The 15,781-nt window shown below is 72.8% G+C and carries 11 protein-coding genes; 10 read left to right on the top strand and 1 reads right to left on the bottom strand.

Annotated features, from left to right (window positions below; translation table 11 throughout):
- Positions 1 to 286 precede the first annotated feature (286 nt).
- The 8 genes from uvrB (at position 287) to CRP29_RS12970 (ending at position 10,443) form a co-directional block, all read left to right on the top strand.
- On the top strand, positions 287 to 2,404 hold the full coding sequence (gene uvrB / locus CRP29_RS13005) for an excinuclease ABC subunit UvrB (RefSeq protein WP_097195428.1): 2,118 nt from the start codon (positions 287 to 289) through the stop codon (positions 2,402 to 2,404).
- A gap of 16 nt (positions 2,405 to 2,420) precedes the next feature.
- Complete coding sequence (locus CRP29_RS13000) at positions 2,421 to 3,839, top strand: alpha/beta hydrolase domain-containing protein (protein WP_097195427.1); 1,419 nt, start codon at positions 2,421 to 2,423, stop codon at positions 3,837 to 3,839.
- A gap of 235 nt (positions 3,840 to 4,074) precedes the next feature.
- Positions 4,075 to 5,088 (top strand): TerC family protein, encoded by a 1,014-nt coding sequence (locus tag CRP29_RS12995; protein ID WP_097195426.1) that lies wholly within the window; start codon positions 4,075 to 4,077, stop codon positions 5,086 to 5,088.
- Positions 5,085 to 5,573: a hypothetical protein gene (locus tag CRP29_RS12990; RefSeq protein ID WP_097195425.1), complete on the top strand. Its 489-nt coding sequence runs from the start codon at positions 5,085 to 5,087 to the stop codon at positions 5,571 to 5,573. Before CRP29_RS12995 ends, CRP29_RS12990 begins: the two co-directional genes overlap by 4 nt.
- 11 nt (positions 5,574 to 5,584) lie before the next feature.
- Positions 5,585 to 6,679 (top strand): TerC family protein, encoded by a 1,095-nt coding sequence (locus tag CRP29_RS12985; RefSeq protein ID WP_097195424.1) that lies wholly within the window; start codon positions 5,585 to 5,587, stop codon positions 6,677 to 6,679.
- A gap of 45 nt (positions 6,680 to 6,724) precedes the next feature.
- Entirely contained in the window at positions 6,725 to 8,047 is a 1,323-nt protein-coding gene (locus CRP29_RS12980) for an MFS transporter (protein WP_097195423.1), read from the top strand.
- A 52-nt stretch (positions 8,048 to 8,099) separates the two neighbouring features.
- Positions 8,100 to 10,106 (top strand): S9 family peptidase, encoded by a 2,007-nt coding sequence (locus tag CRP29_RS12975; RefSeq protein WP_097195422.1) that lies wholly within the window; start codon positions 8,100 to 8,102, stop codon positions 10,104 to 10,106.
- 37 nt (positions 10,107 to 10,143) lie between these two features.
- Entirely contained in the window at positions 10,144 to 10,443 is a 300-nt protein-coding gene (locus CRP29_RS12970) for a hypothetical protein (protein WP_097195421.1), read from the top strand.
- Between the two features lie 9 nt (positions 10,444 to 10,452).
- Here CRP29_RS12970 and CRP29_RS12965 read toward each other — a convergent pair whose 3' ends face one another.
- Positions 10,453 to 11,115, bottom strand: coding sequence for an MBL fold metallo-hydrolase (locus CRP29_RS12965; protein WP_097195420.1), 663 nt, complete (start codon positions 11,113 to 11,115; stop codon positions 10,453 to 10,455).
- A gap of 49 nt (positions 11,116 to 11,164) precedes the next feature.
- Between CRP29_RS12965 and CRP29_RS12960 the strand changes: the two genes are divergently transcribed.
- On the top strand, positions 11,165 to 12,679 hold the full coding sequence (locus tag CRP29_RS12960; protein ID WP_097195419.1) for an amidase: 1,515 nt from the start codon (positions 11,165 to 11,167) through the stop codon (positions 12,677 to 12,679).
- Positions 12,680 to 12,830: 151 nt separating this feature from the next.
- Positions 12,831 to 15,722, top strand: coding sequence for an excinuclease ABC subunit UvrA (gene uvrA, locus CRP29_RS12955; RefSeq protein WP_097195418.1), 2,892 nt, complete (start codon positions 12,831 to 12,833; stop codon positions 15,720 to 15,722).
- Positions 15,723 to 15,781 lie beyond the last annotated feature (59 nt).

Below are 15,781 nucleotides of genomic sequence, written 5' to 3'. Positions count from 1 at the left end.
GGGCGCTCCGGAAAGCACGGACGGGATCGCACGACGGCGCCCTCGCGGGGGGCCCGCGAGGGCGCCGTGCGCGGAGCGCCGGGCCGACCTCGCCCGGGGGGTCCGGGTGGCGCTGGCCCGAGGGGATGCTCCTGCGAGGCGGGACGCTAGGACCACCTGAGGGCCTCCGCAAGTACCTGCCACGGGACCGTTGCGTCCGGATCGGCGCAGGTCCCGGCGGGGTGAGCAGGGCGTCGCGGGCTCGCGACCGCGCGTTCTGTCGTACCGCCGTCGTACCGTCGTCCCCGTGCCCACGACCACCGACATCAGGCCCACCCAGGGCCGCTTCCGCGTCGTCAGCGAGTTCGAGCCGGCGGGTGACCAGCCGGCCGCGATCAAGGCGCTGGCCGAGCGGGTGAACGCGGGCGCCCAGGACACGGTGCTGCTCGGGGCGACCGGTACCGGCAAGTCGGCGACGACGGCCTGGCTGATCGAGCAGGTGCAGCGCCCGACCCTGGTGATGGCGCCGAACAAGACGCTCGCCGCGCAGCTGGCGAACGAGTTCAAGGAACTGCTGCCCGACGCCGCCGTCGAGTACTTCGTCTCGTACTACGACTACTACCAGCCCGAGGCGTACGTCCCGCAGACCGATACCTACATCGAGAAGGACTCCTCGATCAACGAGGAGGTCGAGCGGCTGCGGCACTCGGCAACGAACAGCCTGCTCACCCGGCGCGACGTCATCGTCGTCTCGACCGTCTCCTGCATCTACGGCCTGGGCACGCCGCAGGAGTACGTCGAGCGGGCGCTCAAGATCGGGAAGGGCGAGGAGCGGGACCGCGACGAGCTGCTCCGCACCCTGGTCACCGAGCAGTACACCCGCAACGACCTCTCCTTCACCCGCGGCACCTTCCGGGTGCGGGGCGACACGATCGAGGTCTTCCCGGTGTACGAGGAGCTCGCCGTCCGCATCGAGATGTTCGGCGACGAGGTCGAGCGGCTGTACTACCTCCACCCGCTGACCGGCGAGGTCGTCCGCGAGGTCGAGGAGCTGTTCGTCTTCCCGGCCAGCCACTACGTCGCCGGGCCCGACCGCATGGAGCGGGCGATCCGCAGCATCGAGGCCGAGCTCGAGACCCGACTGGCGGAGCTCGACCGGCAGGGCAAGCTGCTGGAGTCCCAGCGGCTGCGCATGCGCACGACCTACGACATCGAGATGATGCGGCAGGTCGGTTTCTGCTCCGGCATCGAGAACTACTCGCGGCACATCGACGGCCGTGCCCCCGGCAGCGCCGGCGCCTGTCTCATCGACTACTTCCCGGACGACTTCCTGCTGGTCATCGACGAGTCGCACGTGACCGTGCCGCAGATCGGCGGCATGTACGAGGGCGACATGAGCCGCAAGCGCACGCTGGTCGAGCACGGCTTCCGGCTCCCGTCGGCGATGGACAACCGCCCGCTCAAGTGGGAGGAGTTCACCGACCGGATCCACCAGACCGTCTACCTCTCGGCGACGCCCGGTGACTACGAGCTGGGCAAGGTGCAGGGCGACGTCGTCGAGCAGGTCATCCGGCCGACCGGCCTGATCGACCCGGAGGTCGTGGTCAAGCCGACCAAGGGCCAGATCGACGACCTGGTGCACGAGATCCGGCTCCGTACGGAGAAGGACGAGCGGATCCTGGTCACCACCCTGACCAAGAAGATGTCCGAGGACCTGACCGACTACCTGCTCGAGCTCGGCATCAAGGTGCGCTACCTGCACTCCGAGGTGGACACGCTCCGCCGGGTCGAGCTGCTGCGCGAGCTGCGCCAGGGCGAGTACGACGTGCTGGTCGGGATCAACCTGCTCCGCGAGGGGCTCGATCTGCCCGAGGTGTCCCTCGTGGCGATCCTCGACGCCGACAAGGAGGGCTTCCTCCGGTCGGGCAAGTCGCTGATCCAGACCATCGGCCGCGCGGCGCGCAACGTCTCCGGCCAGGTGCACATGTACGCCGACAAGATCACGCCCTCGATGGCGCAGGCCATCGAGGAGACGAACCGGCGGCGCGAGAAGCAGATCGCCTACAACACCGCGCACGGGGTGGATCCGCAGCCGCTGCGGAAGAAGATCGTCGACATCCTGGACGGCATCTACAAGGCCGCCGAGGACGCCGACGCCGCGACCGAGCTCCTCGGCGGGTCGGGGCGTCAGCAGTCCCGCGGGAAGTCGCCGGTCCCCGGGCTGTCCTCCAAGGGCAAGGCGAAGGCCGGGTCGATCGACGTCCAGGGCCTGCCGCGGGCCGAGCTGGCGGACATGATCCAGACGATGAACGAGCAGATGCTCTCCGCGGCGCGGGAGCTGCAGTTCGAGGTCGCGGCGCGGTTGCGCGACGAGCTGACCGAGCTCAAGAAGGAACTCCGCCAGTTCGACGCCGCGCACGCCTGATCCCGGAGCCGCCCGCATGACCCGTCCGTCGGCGATCACCGCTGTCCAGGCCACCACCGCCCCGATCGAGCTGGGCGGGCGCACCTGGCAGCGGACGACGGGCACGGTGCACGGTGTCGTCGACCCGGGGGAGCGGGTGGCCGGTCTGGCCGAGCTGCCCGCCGACGAGCAGGGGCGCCACGTCTACAGCGCCGAGTTCGAGGTGATCGCCCCCGCCGGGGGCGGCGACCTCGTCCTCGTCGACGCCGAGAACCGGGGCCGCCCGGCCGTGCTGGTCAGCGTCGAGCAGGTCGCGCTCGGCTCGGCCGACAGCTCCCCGGCGACGGCGGTCTACCGGCCCGGCCGGGGCACCGGCTTCCTGTGCGAGCACGGGTTCGGCTACGCCCGCGTGCAGTGGGAGACCGGGATCGCCGCGGGCGTCCCCGCCACGGCACAGGGCATCGGCCAGGTCGTCGTCCGCGACTTCGGCCGGCTGCTGACCGGCCGGGTCGAGGACGCCCCCGAAGGGCCGGCGCTGCCGCGGTTCCGCGCGTCGATCCTGGCCGGCATCAGCCAGAGCGCGTGGTTCGTCACCACGCTGGTGGCCGAAGGCTTCAACGTCGACCCGCTGAGCGGCGGCCGGGTCTTCGGCGCAGCGGTGGCGGTCTCCGGCATGGGCAACTGGCTGGCGATCAACCAGCTCGCGGGGGAGGAGGAGCAGCGTCCCTACCTCCTGGAGAACGCGGTGCCGCTCGGCTACGAGCAGGTGCTCACCCGCCCGGACAGCGATCCGCTGTTCGTCGACGTCGCCACCTACACCGACTACTACCGGCTCCGGGCCAGCGTCACCGCGCAGGCGCACGGCGGCCACGACGTGCCCCGGTACGACTGGCCGGCGCCGCACGCCGGGCGCACCTACCCCGACGCGGTCGTGTTCGGCGCGCTCGGGTGCAACGGCGGCATCGAGGTCCCGCGCAACCCGATCTCCTACGAGCCCTACCTGCGCAGCCTGCTGGCCGACGTGGCCGACGTCCTCCGCGGCCGGGACGCAGAGCTGCCCCCGACGGCGCTCTTCGACCTGGTCGCGCCGCCGGAGGGGGCCACGGTCAACGAGCTGCCCGGGGTCGAGCTGTCGGTGCCCGCGGCGGACGAGGACACCGGGCAGCCGCTCGGGGGCGTCCGGTTCCCCGACGCGGCCGTCCCGCTGGGCCGCCCCCTGCCCGTGGCATTGAGCCCGGTCGGCACCTCGTCGATCACCGACGTGTGCGGCAACTGGGGCGGCTGGCAGCCGTTCTCCGCCGACGAGTTGCGCGAGCGGTACGGCGACGTGGACGGATACCTGACGCGGTACGCCGCGGCGGTCGACGAGCAGATCGACGCCGGATACCTGCGTGCCGCCGAGCGGGACCGGATGCTCCGGCACGCCCGCGCGGCCTTCCTCGCCACCGGCGCCTGACCCGGCGGCCGGCCACGCGGCCGGAAACGATCCGGAAGGCCGGGAACACAGCCGGTCACCGGGCCGTTGGGGCCAGAGGATGCGCTCAGCGAGCGCGTCCGTGGAGGGGAGTATCCCTGCGCGGCGAGGTCGTCAATACGGGGTTCCATGACCCCCGGCCCGCCGGTCGCCGCCTCTGGTGGCGGTGGGAGAGACCTCCGGTACTGACGCTTCGCCAGTCATCGGAGGCTTTTCCTTGGACGTCCCCTTCTGGGTGTGGGCTCTCACCGTCGGCCTGATCGTCGGCATGCTGCTGTTCGACCTCATCGGCCACGTGCGGACGCCGCACGCGCCCACGCTCCGCGAGTCCGCGATCTGGTCGGGCGTCTACGTCGGCATCGCCGTCGTCTTCGGGCTGCTGATCTTCTGGTTCTACGGCGCGCAGTTCGGCGGTGAGTACTTCGCCGGCTACATCACCGAGAAGAGCCTGTCGATCGACAACCTCTTCGTCTTCGTCCTCATCATGGCGAGCTTCGGGATCCCCCGGGAACTGCAGCAGAAGGTGCTGCTCTACGGGATCACCTTCGCGCTGGTGCTCCGCACCGTCTTCATCCTGGTCGGTGCCGCCGCCATCGAGAACTTCAGCTGGGTCTTCTACCTCTTCGGCGCCATCCTGATCTACACCGCCTGGGTGCAGGCCCGGTCCGGTGGCCACGACGGCCACGAGGACTACAAGGAGAACCTGCTCCTGCGGGGCGCGAAGCGGGCCTTCCGGACCACGGACGAGTACCACTCCGACAAGCTGTCCGTCCGCATCGACGGCAAGCGCTACATCACTCCGCTGGCCATCGCGCTGATCGCCATCGGCAGCGCCGACATCCTCTTCGCCGTCGACTCGATCCCGGCGATCTTCGGCCTCACGCAGGAGACCTACCTGGTCTTCGCCGCCAACGCCTTCTCCTTGCTGGGCCTGCGGCAGCTGTTCTTCCTCATCGACGGCCTGCTCGACCGGCTGGTCTACCTCTCCTACGGCCTGGCCGTGATCCTCGGCTTCATCGGCGTGAAGCTGGTCATCCACGCGCTGCACACCAACGAGCTGCCGTTCATCAACGGCGGCGAGCACATCACCGTGATCCCGGAGATCCCGACCTGGCTGTCGTTGAGCGTCATCCTCGTGACGCTCGTGGTGACCACGGTGGCCAGCCTGGCGAAGAACCGCCGCGACAGGGACGAGCGGGCCGCGCTCGCGGCCGGGTCGGACCAGCGGTGACCGCTCCCGCGACGTTCGCGCCGCTCGCCGTGCCCTCGATGGCCGGCGTCCTCGACCTGCTGGACGACCTCACCGGGTTGGCCGGCGCCGCCGAGGGGCTGCGCCGGCGGGTGGAGGAGCTGACGAACCTGCGGAGCGGCGAGCTGTCGACGCTGCTCGCGGTGGCCGGGGGAGCCGACCGGACGGTCGTCGTCGCCGAGCTGACCGGTCAGGTGGACGACGCCGCGGTGGCGACCCTGCGGGCCCTCCGCGCTCGTGGCCTCGTGACCGGCGCCGACGGAGTGCACCCGGGCGCCTGGCAGCTCACCGAGAGCGGCCGGGTGGTGCAGCAGCAGGTCGAGGGGCTGCGGATCCGCGTCCTGCACGGGATCGTCGGCGCGCTCGGCGAGGAGGCGGCCGGCGAGCTCCGGAGCTCGGTGCGGGCGCTCGCCGCGGTGCTCTCCGTCGAGGGTGCGTCGTCGGCGACGGCGCTCCGCGCACCGTAGAGTCTGGCCCCGTGGAGCTCCCCGTCTGGTTCGAGGTCGCGACGTTCGTGGGACTCACCGTCCTGCTGCTCGCGGACCTCGCCATCGTCGCCCGTCGCCCCCACGAGCCCTCCATCAAGGAGGCCAGTCTCTGGGTCAGCTTCTACATCAGCCTGGCGCTGGTCTTCGGCCTGCTGATGCTGGCGTTCACCAACGGCACGTACGCGACGGAGTTCTACGCGGGCTGGCTCACCGAGTACTCGCTCTCGGTCGACAACCTCTTCGTCTTCGTGATCATCATGGCCCGCTTCCAGGTGCCGCGGAAGTTCCAGCAGGAAGCGCTGATGATCGGCATCATCATCGCGCTCGTCCTGCGCGGGATCTTCATCCTGCTCGGCGCCGTGGTGATCGAGCGGTTCGTGTGGGTCTTCTACATCTTCGGCGTCTTCCTGATCTACACGGCGTTCAACCTCGTCCGGCACCGCGACGACGACGAGGACTACGAGGAGAACGCGTTCATCCGGCGGATGCGGAAGGTCCTGCCGATCACGCAGGACTACCACGGCGCCAAGATCCGGGTGAGCGAGAACGGCAAGAAGATGTGGACGCCGATGATCGTGGTCATCCTGGCGCTCGGCACGACGGACCTGATCTTCGCGCTGGACAGCATCCCGGCGATCTTCGGTCTGACCCGCGAGCCGTTCATCGTCTTCACGGCCAACGTCTTCGCCCTCATGGGCCTGCGCCAGCTGTACTTCCTGCTCGGCGGTCTGCTCAAGCGGCTGGTGTACCTCTCGCTCGGCCTGGCGGTGATCCTGGCCTTCATCGGCGTGAAGCTGATCCTGGAGGCGGTGCACGAGAACCAGTTGCCCTTCGCGAGCGAGCGGGAGCCGATCGACAGCATCCCGGAGATCCCGATCTGGCTGTCGCTCTCGATCATCCTGGGCGTCCTGCTCATCGCCACGGTCGCCAGCCTGCTCAAGACGCGCGGCCAGATCGCCACCCCGGGGGCGCCGGACGTCGACACCGAGACGGCGCGGTCGGTGGCCACCGGTGGGCCGGAGGCCGCCGCCAAGGCGGAGGCCCGCCTCGCCGAGGAAAAGGGCGAGACGCGCAACCCGCGCTAGTCGCCTGCGGAACAGACCCCGGCCCCGGCGGGTTGGGGGCTGTTCGTGGGTGAATCGACGGACGCCGGCCGCGTCGCCGGACTCGTCGGTCTGCTCTTCGGTCTCGCCGGGATGGGCAGCGCGGCCGTGGCGGTCACGCTGCCGGCCATCGCCGCCGACCTCGACCTCACCACCGGCGGGGTCTCCTGGGTCATCAGCCTCTACGCCCTCATGCTGGCGGTGGCGACCGCGGTCTACGGGCGGGCCGCCGACCTCGCCGGCATCCGGTTGCCCCTGCTGGTCGGCATCGGCCTCATGGCCGGCAGCGCCGTCCTCGGCTGCTTCGCGCCCAGCATCGAGGTGCTGCTGGCCGCCCGGCTGCTGCAGGGCATGGGCGCGGCCGCGGTGCCGGTCCTCGGCATGGCCATCGTCAGCGCCCGCTACGACGGCGCCGTCCGGACGACCGCGCTCGGGAAGGTGGCCGGCACGGCCGCCGCCGTGAGCGCCCTGGGCCCGCTCGCGGGCGGCCTGGTCGCGGACCTCGCCGGCTGGCGGGCCGTCGTGGCGCTCCCCGCCCTCGGCCTGCTGGTGATCCCCGCGCTGTGGCGGGCGCTGCCCACCCAGGGGACCGGTGCCCGGCTCGACGTCCTCGGCGCGGTGCTCGTGGCCGCGACGGCGGCGGGGCTGGTGCTCCTCGTGCAGTCGCCGGCGTCGGGGGTCGCGGTGGCGACGGCGGGCGCCCTGCTGCTGGGGCTCGGCGTCCCGGCAGTCGCGGCGCGGGTACGGCGGCGGCCGGAGGGCTTCCTGCCGCGCACGGTGATCCGGGAGCCCGTCGTCGTCCGCAGCGCACTGGCCGCGTCGGCGGTGCCGGCGGCCTGGTTCGCCCTGCTCATCGCCGTGCCGGCGGTCCTCGCCGCACGCGGGTGGACACCGCTGCAGGTGGGGCTGGCACTGGTGCCCAGCGCGCTCACCGGTTTCCTCGCCCCGCGCCTCGCCGGTCCGCTGCTGGCGCGTCTCGGGCCGGGCCGCTCGCTGGTCACCTCGGACGCGACCGCGGCGGTCGCGCTGGCCGTCGCCGCGCTGGGCGCGGCGCTCGGCTCGGCGGCCGTCCTCGTCACGGCGGTGATCCTCGTGACGCTCGCCTTCGGGCTGGGCCAGCCGGCCCTCATGGCGGCCGTGGGCGACGCCGTCCCGCCCGACGTCCGCGGGGTGGCCCTGGGCATCGCCACGCTCGTGTTCCTCGTCGGCGGGGGCGTGGGCTCCGCCGTCGTCGGCGGGGCCGGGGAGGTGCTCGGGATCGACCGGAGCCTGCTGCTGCTCGCGCTGCTGCCCCTGCTCGGCAGCCTGGCGCTGGTGAGCACCCTCCGCGCCCGGCCGGTCCCGACCTGAGCCTCGCGGGCCCGGAACGGGCCGGCACGGCCACCGACTAGCGTCGATTCCCATGCGCCCCGACGACCTCGCGCTCCTCCGCACGCCGGGCGTCCCCACTGTCTCCCCGGACGGCCGGATGGCGGTCGTCGCCGTGGAGCGGCTCGACCTCGGGGCCGACGAGTACCGCGGTCAGCTCTGGGCCGTCCCCACCGACGCGTCGGCGCCGGCCCGGCCGATCAGCGCCGGTCACCGGGACAGCGCGCCGGCGTTCTCCCCGGACGGCCGGTGGATCGCCTACCTGGGCGCCGAGCGCGGCGGGCAGCCGCAGATCTGGCTGCTGGCGACCGCCGGCGGCGAGCCCCGCCGGCTCACCGACCACCCGCTGGGCGCCGGTACCCCGGTGTGGTCCCCGGACTCCCGGCGGCTGGCCTACGTCGCCCGCGTGCCCGAGCACGGGCGCTACGGCACCGTCGAGGGGATCGGACCCGAGGCGGAGCCACCCCGGCTGATCACCACGCTGCAGTTCCGGGAGGACGGCGTCGGGTTCGTGACCGACCGCCGCAGCCAGGTCTTCGTCCTCGACCTGCCGCCGCACCGGCACGACGACGCGGCGCCCCTGCCCGAGCCGGTGCAGCTGACCTCCGGGGACGCCGACTGCGCCGACGTCGCCTGGCGGCCCGACGGCGCCGCCGTGGCGTTCGTGTCGGCCCGGCATCCCCGCGCCGACCGGGACCTGGTGCGCGACGTGCACGAGATCGGCACCGACGGCACCGGTCTGCGCCGGGTCACCGGATCGCGGGGTCGGTGCGCCGGCCCCGCGTACGGATCCGACGGCACCCTCTACGTCACCGCCGTCCCCGACCTCGGAGTCGACGGGCTGGACGTCGTCGCCCGGTCACCCGTGCCCTGCCGGATCGCCGACGACGGCGCGCTGCACCCGCTGCTCGATCCGGAGGCGCACCACCGGGGTGACGACACCCCGGCGACCGTGCTCGCGGACGGCGCCCTCCTCGTCGGGGTGGAGCGGCGCGGCTCGGTCGAGCTGCTGCGCGTGCCGCTGGACGGCGGACCGGCGGAGGTGCTCGTCGACGGGCCGTTCACGGTGCGCGGCATCGCCGCCGGGGGAGGGGTCGTCGTCGCCACCGTCGCGCACGACCGCTCGGCCGGTGAGCTGGTCGCGCTGTCCGGGGGCGGGCGGCGGCTGCTCACCGCCTTCGGCCGCGAGCTGGGCGCCACCGGCCGGCTGCACCGGATGCGCGAGCGCACGGCGACGGCCCCCGACGGCTACCCCGTGCACGGCTGGGTGACCACGCCGCCCGGTCCGGGGCCGCACCCGGTGCTGCTGACCGTGCACGGCGGACCGTTCAGCCAGTACGGGTGGACGTTGCTCGACGAGACGCAGGTGCTCGTCTCCGCCGGCTACGCGGTGGTGCAGTGCAATCCGCGGGGGTCGTCGGGCTACGGGGCGGAGCACGGGCGGGGGATCCGCCACGGCTGGGGCGGGCTGGACGCCGCGGACGTCCTCGCGTTCCTCGACGCTGTGCTCGAGGACCCGGCCCTGGACGCCGACCGGGTCGGGGTCACGGGGGGCTCGTACGGCGGCTACCTGACGGCGCTGCTGATCGGCCGCACCGACCGGTTCGCCGCGGCGGTCGTCGAGCGGGCGTTCACCGACCCGGTGAGCTTCGTGGGCTCCGGCGACACCGGCTGGTACCTCGTCGACCAGTACCTGGGCACCGACCCGGCGCGGCTCGCGGAGCAGAGCGCGCTCGTCGCCGCCCCGGCCATCACCACGCCGACCTTGGTGGTCCACGCCGAGCAGGACTGGGCCACGCCGCTGGAGCAGGGGCAGCGCCTCTACGTCGAGCTCAAGCGTCGCGGCGTCCCCTCGGAGCTGCTGCTCTTCCCCGGCGAGGGGCACGACCTCTCCCGATCGGGCCGGCCGAGGCACCGGCTGGCGCGCTTCGAGCACGTCCTGCGGTGGTGGGCGCGCTGGCTTCCGGCGGAGGTCGACTCCCCGCTCGACGACGGCGACGGCGACGGCGACGGCGACGGCGACGGCGACCTGGTGCCCTGACGCGCCGCTCCCGGACGCCACCCCTCTACGGTGAGGCATGGCGCTCATCTATCCCGTCCTGGCGGATGCACCCGAACCCGACGAGGAGGCGCTGCCCGACTTCGCCGAGCTCGCCGCGGACCTCTCCGACCAGTGGCTGGTGGAGGTGACGGTCGGAGAGGACGGCGACGAGGGCTGCTTCGGCCCGCTGACCGCCCGCGCCGCCTGGGATCTGGCGGTCGGCGTGGACCAGCGCCGTCCCGGCTGGAACGTGTCGATCCTGCCGCTCTACCTGCCCGGCACCCCTGACGAGCTGGCCGCCGCCTTCGACGAGGACGACGAGGTCGCCGGGGTCTGACGGGCCGGCTCACCAGCCGCGGGCGCGCCACTCCGGGAGGGACGGGCGCTCGGCGCCCAGCGTCGTGTCGCCGCCGTGGCCGGGGTAGACCCACGTCTCGTCGGGCAGCGCGCCGAACAGCCGCTGCTCGACGTCGTCGATCAGGCTGGTGAACCGGGCGGCGTCCTGCTGGGTGTTTCCGACGCCGCCGGGGAACAGGCTGTCGCCGGTGAAGACGTGGGTGCCCGCGTCGCCGGCCCCGCGCCAGACCAGCGCGATGCTGCCGGGGGTGTGCCCGCGGAGGTGGACGACCTCCAGCGACTGCTCGCCGACGGCGACGGTGTCGCCGTGCTCGATCGGGCGCTGCACCGGCACCGGCAGGTCGGCGGCGTCGGCCGGGTGGGCGACCGTCACCGCGCCGGTCGCCTCGACGACCTGGGGGAGAGCGCGGTGGTGGTCCCAGTGCCCGTGCGTGGTGACGACGGTGCGCAGCGGGGCGTCGCCGACGAGCGCCAGCAGCGCCTCCGGCTCGGCAGCCGCGTCGATGAGCAGCGCCTCCCCGGTCGCGGTGCAGCGCAGCAGGTAGGCGTTGTTCGCCATCTCGCTGACCGCCAGCTTGCTGATCGTCAGCCCGGGCAGCTCCCGGACGTCCGGCGCTCCACCGACCTCGACGTTCCCGGTGTACGAGCTCATCTCCGGCCTCCGTTCGAAAACTGTCGGCGTCCGCCGTTACGGTCCAGGCATGGACGCTAGCGGAGGTCTCGGCCTGCCCCCGATCGAGTTGCGGGCCGGTGACGGGAGCACGGGCCGTCCCGTTCCCTGGGCGGCGGATCCCGAGGGCACGCCCAGCGACCCGTCCCTGGTCGGCCTGACCGCGGCGGAGATCGCCGCCCGCGTGCGGTCGGGGGAGATCACCGCCGTGGACGTGGTCCGCGCCCACCTCGACCACATCGCGGCCGTCGACGCCCGGATCGGGGCCTTCCGCGTCGTCCGGCGGGACGCCGCCCTGGCCGAGGCCGCGGCGGTCGACGCCAGCCTCACCCGCTTCGCGCTGCCGCTGGCCGGTGTCCCGGTCGCGATCAAGGACAACGTCGCGGTCGCGGGGGAGGTCTGCACCGACGGCTCCCCGGCCCGCCACGGCGAGCCGGAGCGCAAGGACCACCCGGTGGTCACCCGGCTGCGCAAGGCCGGCGCCGTGGTCGTCGGCATCACGCGCGCGCCGGAGCTCTGCCTCTACGCCGCCACCGACGGGCCGGGCACGGTCAGCCGCAACCCCTGGGACACCGCGCTCTCGCCGGCCGGCAGCTCCGGGGGCAGCGCCGCCGCCGTCGCCTCGGGTTCGGTGCCGATCGCCCACGGCAACGACGGCATGGGGTCGCTCCGGCTGCCGGCGGCCGCCTGCGGGCTGGTCACGCTGAAGCCCGGCAGCGGCGTCGTCCCCGGCGGCATCGGCGCGGACGACTGGTCGGGCATGGCCGTCAACGGCGCCCTGGCGACGACGGTGGCCGACCTCGCGCTCGCGCACGCCGTCCTGGCGGGGGAGACGCCCGCGCCGCAGCCCGCCCCCGAGCGGCCGCTGCGCATCGCCGTCAGCACGCGCTCCCCGGTGCCCGGGGTCGGGGCCGACGCCGCCACCCGCGCGGTGGTCGACGCCGTGGTCGCCGAGCTCGAGGGCGCCGGGCACACCGTCGTCCGCCGCGACCCGCCGATCACCCCGGGCGCCGCGGCGGGGGCGCTGGTCCGCTGGATGGCCGGGGCCGAGGACGACGCCGAGTTCCTGGGCATCGACCGGCACGAGCTCCAGCCCCGCAGTCGCAGCCACGCCCGTCTGGGCCGGATCGTCCGCCGGCTCGGCCTGGTGCGACCACGCACCCAGGAGCGCTTCCGCCAGCGGATGGTGGAGTTCTTCGGCGACGTCGACCTGCTGCTCACCCCGGTGACGACGGGCCCGCCGCTGGCCGCCCGGCCGTGGCACGAGCGGTCGTTCCTGGCCAACATCACCGCCAACGCGCGCTGGGCGCCGTGGACGGCGGCCTGGAACCTGGCAGGCCTCCCGGCCGCGGTGTTCCCGGGCGGCAGCCGCCCCGACGGACCGCCCGTGGCCGTCCAGTTCGTCGGCCCCCCGGGGGCCGAGGGACGACTACTCTGGCTGGCCGGAGAGCTGGAACGCCGGCTCCCGTGGCGCCGCTACGCGCCCGTCTTCGACCCGACCGTGCCCGTCCCCGACTCTCCGGATCAGGCGACCACCGCGACCTGAGCCCGCTCGCCCGGACGGGCGCAGGTCACACCGCGGAAGCGGACGACCACGACCGGCACGGGCGTTGCACCCAGCAGTTCCGCGGCGCCCTCCGGTGCGGCCGCAGCAGCACCAGCACCCGCGACATCCACCAGCGACCGACAGGGATCACATGGACCGGCTCGTCGTCCGCGGCGCCCGAGAGCACAACCTCAAGGACGTCCACCTCGACCTCCCCCGTGATGCGCTCATCGTGTTCACGGGCCTCTCCGGCTCCGGCAAGTCGAGCCTCGCCTTCGACACGATCTTCGCGGAGGGTCAGCGCCGCTACGTCGAGTCGCTGTCGGCCTACGCCCGCCAGTTCCTGGGCCAGATGGACAAGCCCGACGTCGACTTCATCGAGGGCCTGTCGCCCGCGGTGTCGATCGACCAGAAGTCGACCAACCGGAACCCGCGGTCGACCGTCGGCACGATCACCGAGGTCTACGACTACCTCCGTCTGCTCTACGCCCGCGCCGGCCAGCCGCACTGCCCCAACTGCGGCAAGCCGATCTCGCGGCAGACGCCGCAGCAGATCGTGGACCAGGTGCTCGGCATGGAGGAGGGCACCCGCTTCCAGGTGCTCGCCCCCGTCGTCCGCGCCCGCAAGGGCGAATACGTCGACCTGTTCAGCTCGCTGCAGACCCAGGGCTTCTCCCGCGTCCGGGTCGACGGCGTCGTGCACTCGCTCACCGAGCCGCCGAAGCTGAAGAAGCAGGAGAAGCACTCCATCGAGGTCATCGTCGACCGCCTCACCGTCAAGGAGAGCGCCAAGCGCCGCCTGACCGACTCGGTCGAGACGGCGCTGGGCCTGGCCGGCGGGCTCGTCGTCCTCGAGTTCGTCGACGTGCCCGAGGACGACCCGCAGCGCGAGCGCACCTTCTCCGAGCACCTCGCCTGCGTCGACGACGGGCTGTCCTTCGAGGCGCTCGAGCCGCGCTCGTTCTCGTTCAACTCGCCGTTCGGCGCCTGCACCGAGTGCACCGGCATCGGCACCCGGAAGGAGGTCGACCCGGAGCTGGTCGTCCCCGACCCCGAGAAGAGCCTCGCCGAGGGCGCGATCGCCCCGTGGTCGAGCTCGATGAGCAACGAGTACTTCAGCCGGCTGCTCAGCGGGTTGTCCCAGCAGATCGGCTTCTCCATGGACGAGCCGTGGGAGCGGCTGCCGGCCAAGGTGCAGAAGGCGATCCTGCACGGCTCGCCGGACCAGGTGCACGTCCGCTACAAGAACCGGTACGGCCGCGAGCGCAGCTACTACGCCGCCTTCGAGGGCGTGCTGCCCTTCCTCGAGCGCCGGCACGACGACACCGACAGCGACTACATGCGGGACAAGTACGAGGGCTACATGCGCGACGTCCCGTGCCCCGTCTGCCACGGCACCCGCCTCAAGCCCGAGATCCTGGCCGTGAAGCTCGAGGGCCGGTCGATCGCCGAGGTCACCAACCTCTCCATCGGCGAGGCGTCGCAGTGGCTGGGCGCGCTGGAGCTCGGGGAGCGGGAGCGGGTCATCGCCGACCGCGTGCTCCGGGAGATCCAGGCCCGGCTCTCCTTCCTGGTCGACGTCGGCCTGGACTACCTCTCGCTCGATCGTCCGGCGGCGACGCTGGCCGGTGGCGAGGCGCAGCGCATCCGGCTGGCGACCCAGATCGGGTCCGGCCTGGTCGGTGTGCTGTACGTGCTCGACGAGCCGTCGATCGGGCTGCACCAGCGGGACAACAGCCGGCTGATCGAGACGCTGATCCGGCTGCGCGACATGGGCAACACCCTGATCGTCGTCGAGCACGACGAGGACACCATCAAGGTGGCCGACTGGGTGGTGGACATCGGCCCGGGCGCCGGCGAGCACGGCGGGGAGGTCGTGGTCAGCGGCACGGTCGCCGACCTGCTGGCCAGCGAGCGGTCGATCACCGGGCAGTACCTCTCCGGGCGCCGGTCCATCGAGATCCCCGAGAAGCGCCGCGAGCTGACGCCGGGCCGCGAGCTGGTCGTCAAGGGTGCCCGCGAGAACAACCTGCGCGGCATCGACGTGGCCTTCCCGCTGGGTGTCCTGGTCGCCGTCACCGGGGTCTCGGGGTCGGGCAAGTCGACCCTGGTCAACGACATCCTCTACACGACGATGGCCAACAAGCTGAACCGTGCGCGCATGGTCGCCGGGCGGCACCGCACCATCACCGGCCTCGAGCACCTCGACAAGGTCGTGCACGTCGACCAGTCGCCGATCGGCCGCACCCCGCGCTCGAACCCGGCCACCTACACCGGGGTCTGGGACCACGTCCGCAAGCTCTTCGCCCAGACGACCGAGGCGAAGATGCGCGGGTACCTGCCCGGCCGGTTCTCCTTCAACGTCAAGGGCGGGCGCTGCGAGGCGTGCTCCGGCGACGGCACGCTGAAGATCGAGATGAACTTCCTGCCGGACGTCTACGTGCCCTGCGAGGTGTGCAAGGGGGGCCGGTTCAACCGGGAGACCCTCGAGGTGCACTACAAGGGCAAGACGGTCGCCGAGGTCCTGAACATGCCGATCGAGGAGGCCGCCGACTTCTTCGCAGCCATCCCGGCGATCGCGCGCTACCTGCGCACCCTCACCGAGGTGGGCCTCGGCTACGTCCGGCTCGGCCAGCCGGCCACCACGCTCTCCGGTGGTGAGGCGCAGCGGGTGAAGCTGGCCAGCGAGCTGCAGAAGCGGTCCAACGGCCGCAGCATCTACGTCCTCGACGAGCCGACCACCGGCCTGCACTTCGAGGACATCCGCAAGCTGCTGCTGGTCCTGCAGGGCCTGGTCGACAAGGGCAACTCGGTCATCGTCATCGAGCACAACCTCGACGTCATCAAGAGCGCCGACTGGCTCATCGACATGGGCCCCGAGGGCGGGTTCCGCGGCGGCACGGTCGTGGCCGAGGGGCCGCCGGAGTTCGTGGCCACCGTGCCGGAGAGCCACACCGGCCGGTACCTGGCGAAGATCCTCGACGAGGACGCCGTCGCCGCGGCGGCCGCGCCCAAGAAGAGGACGCGCAAGAAGGCCAGCTGAGGCCGTCGACGGCGCCCGCTCCCGCACCCGGGGGCGGGCCCCGTCGCGTCACGGGCCCC

Origin of the sequence: Blastococcus aggregatus, from assembly GCF_900221005.1 — a bacterium.
GTDB classification, from domain to species: domain Bacteria; phylum Actinomycetota; class Actinomycetes; order Mycobacteriales; family Geodermatophilaceae; genus Blastococcus; species Blastococcus aggregatus.
Note: the sequence above shows the minus strand (reverse complement) of the source record. Positions and strands in the feature narration are given on the sequence as shown.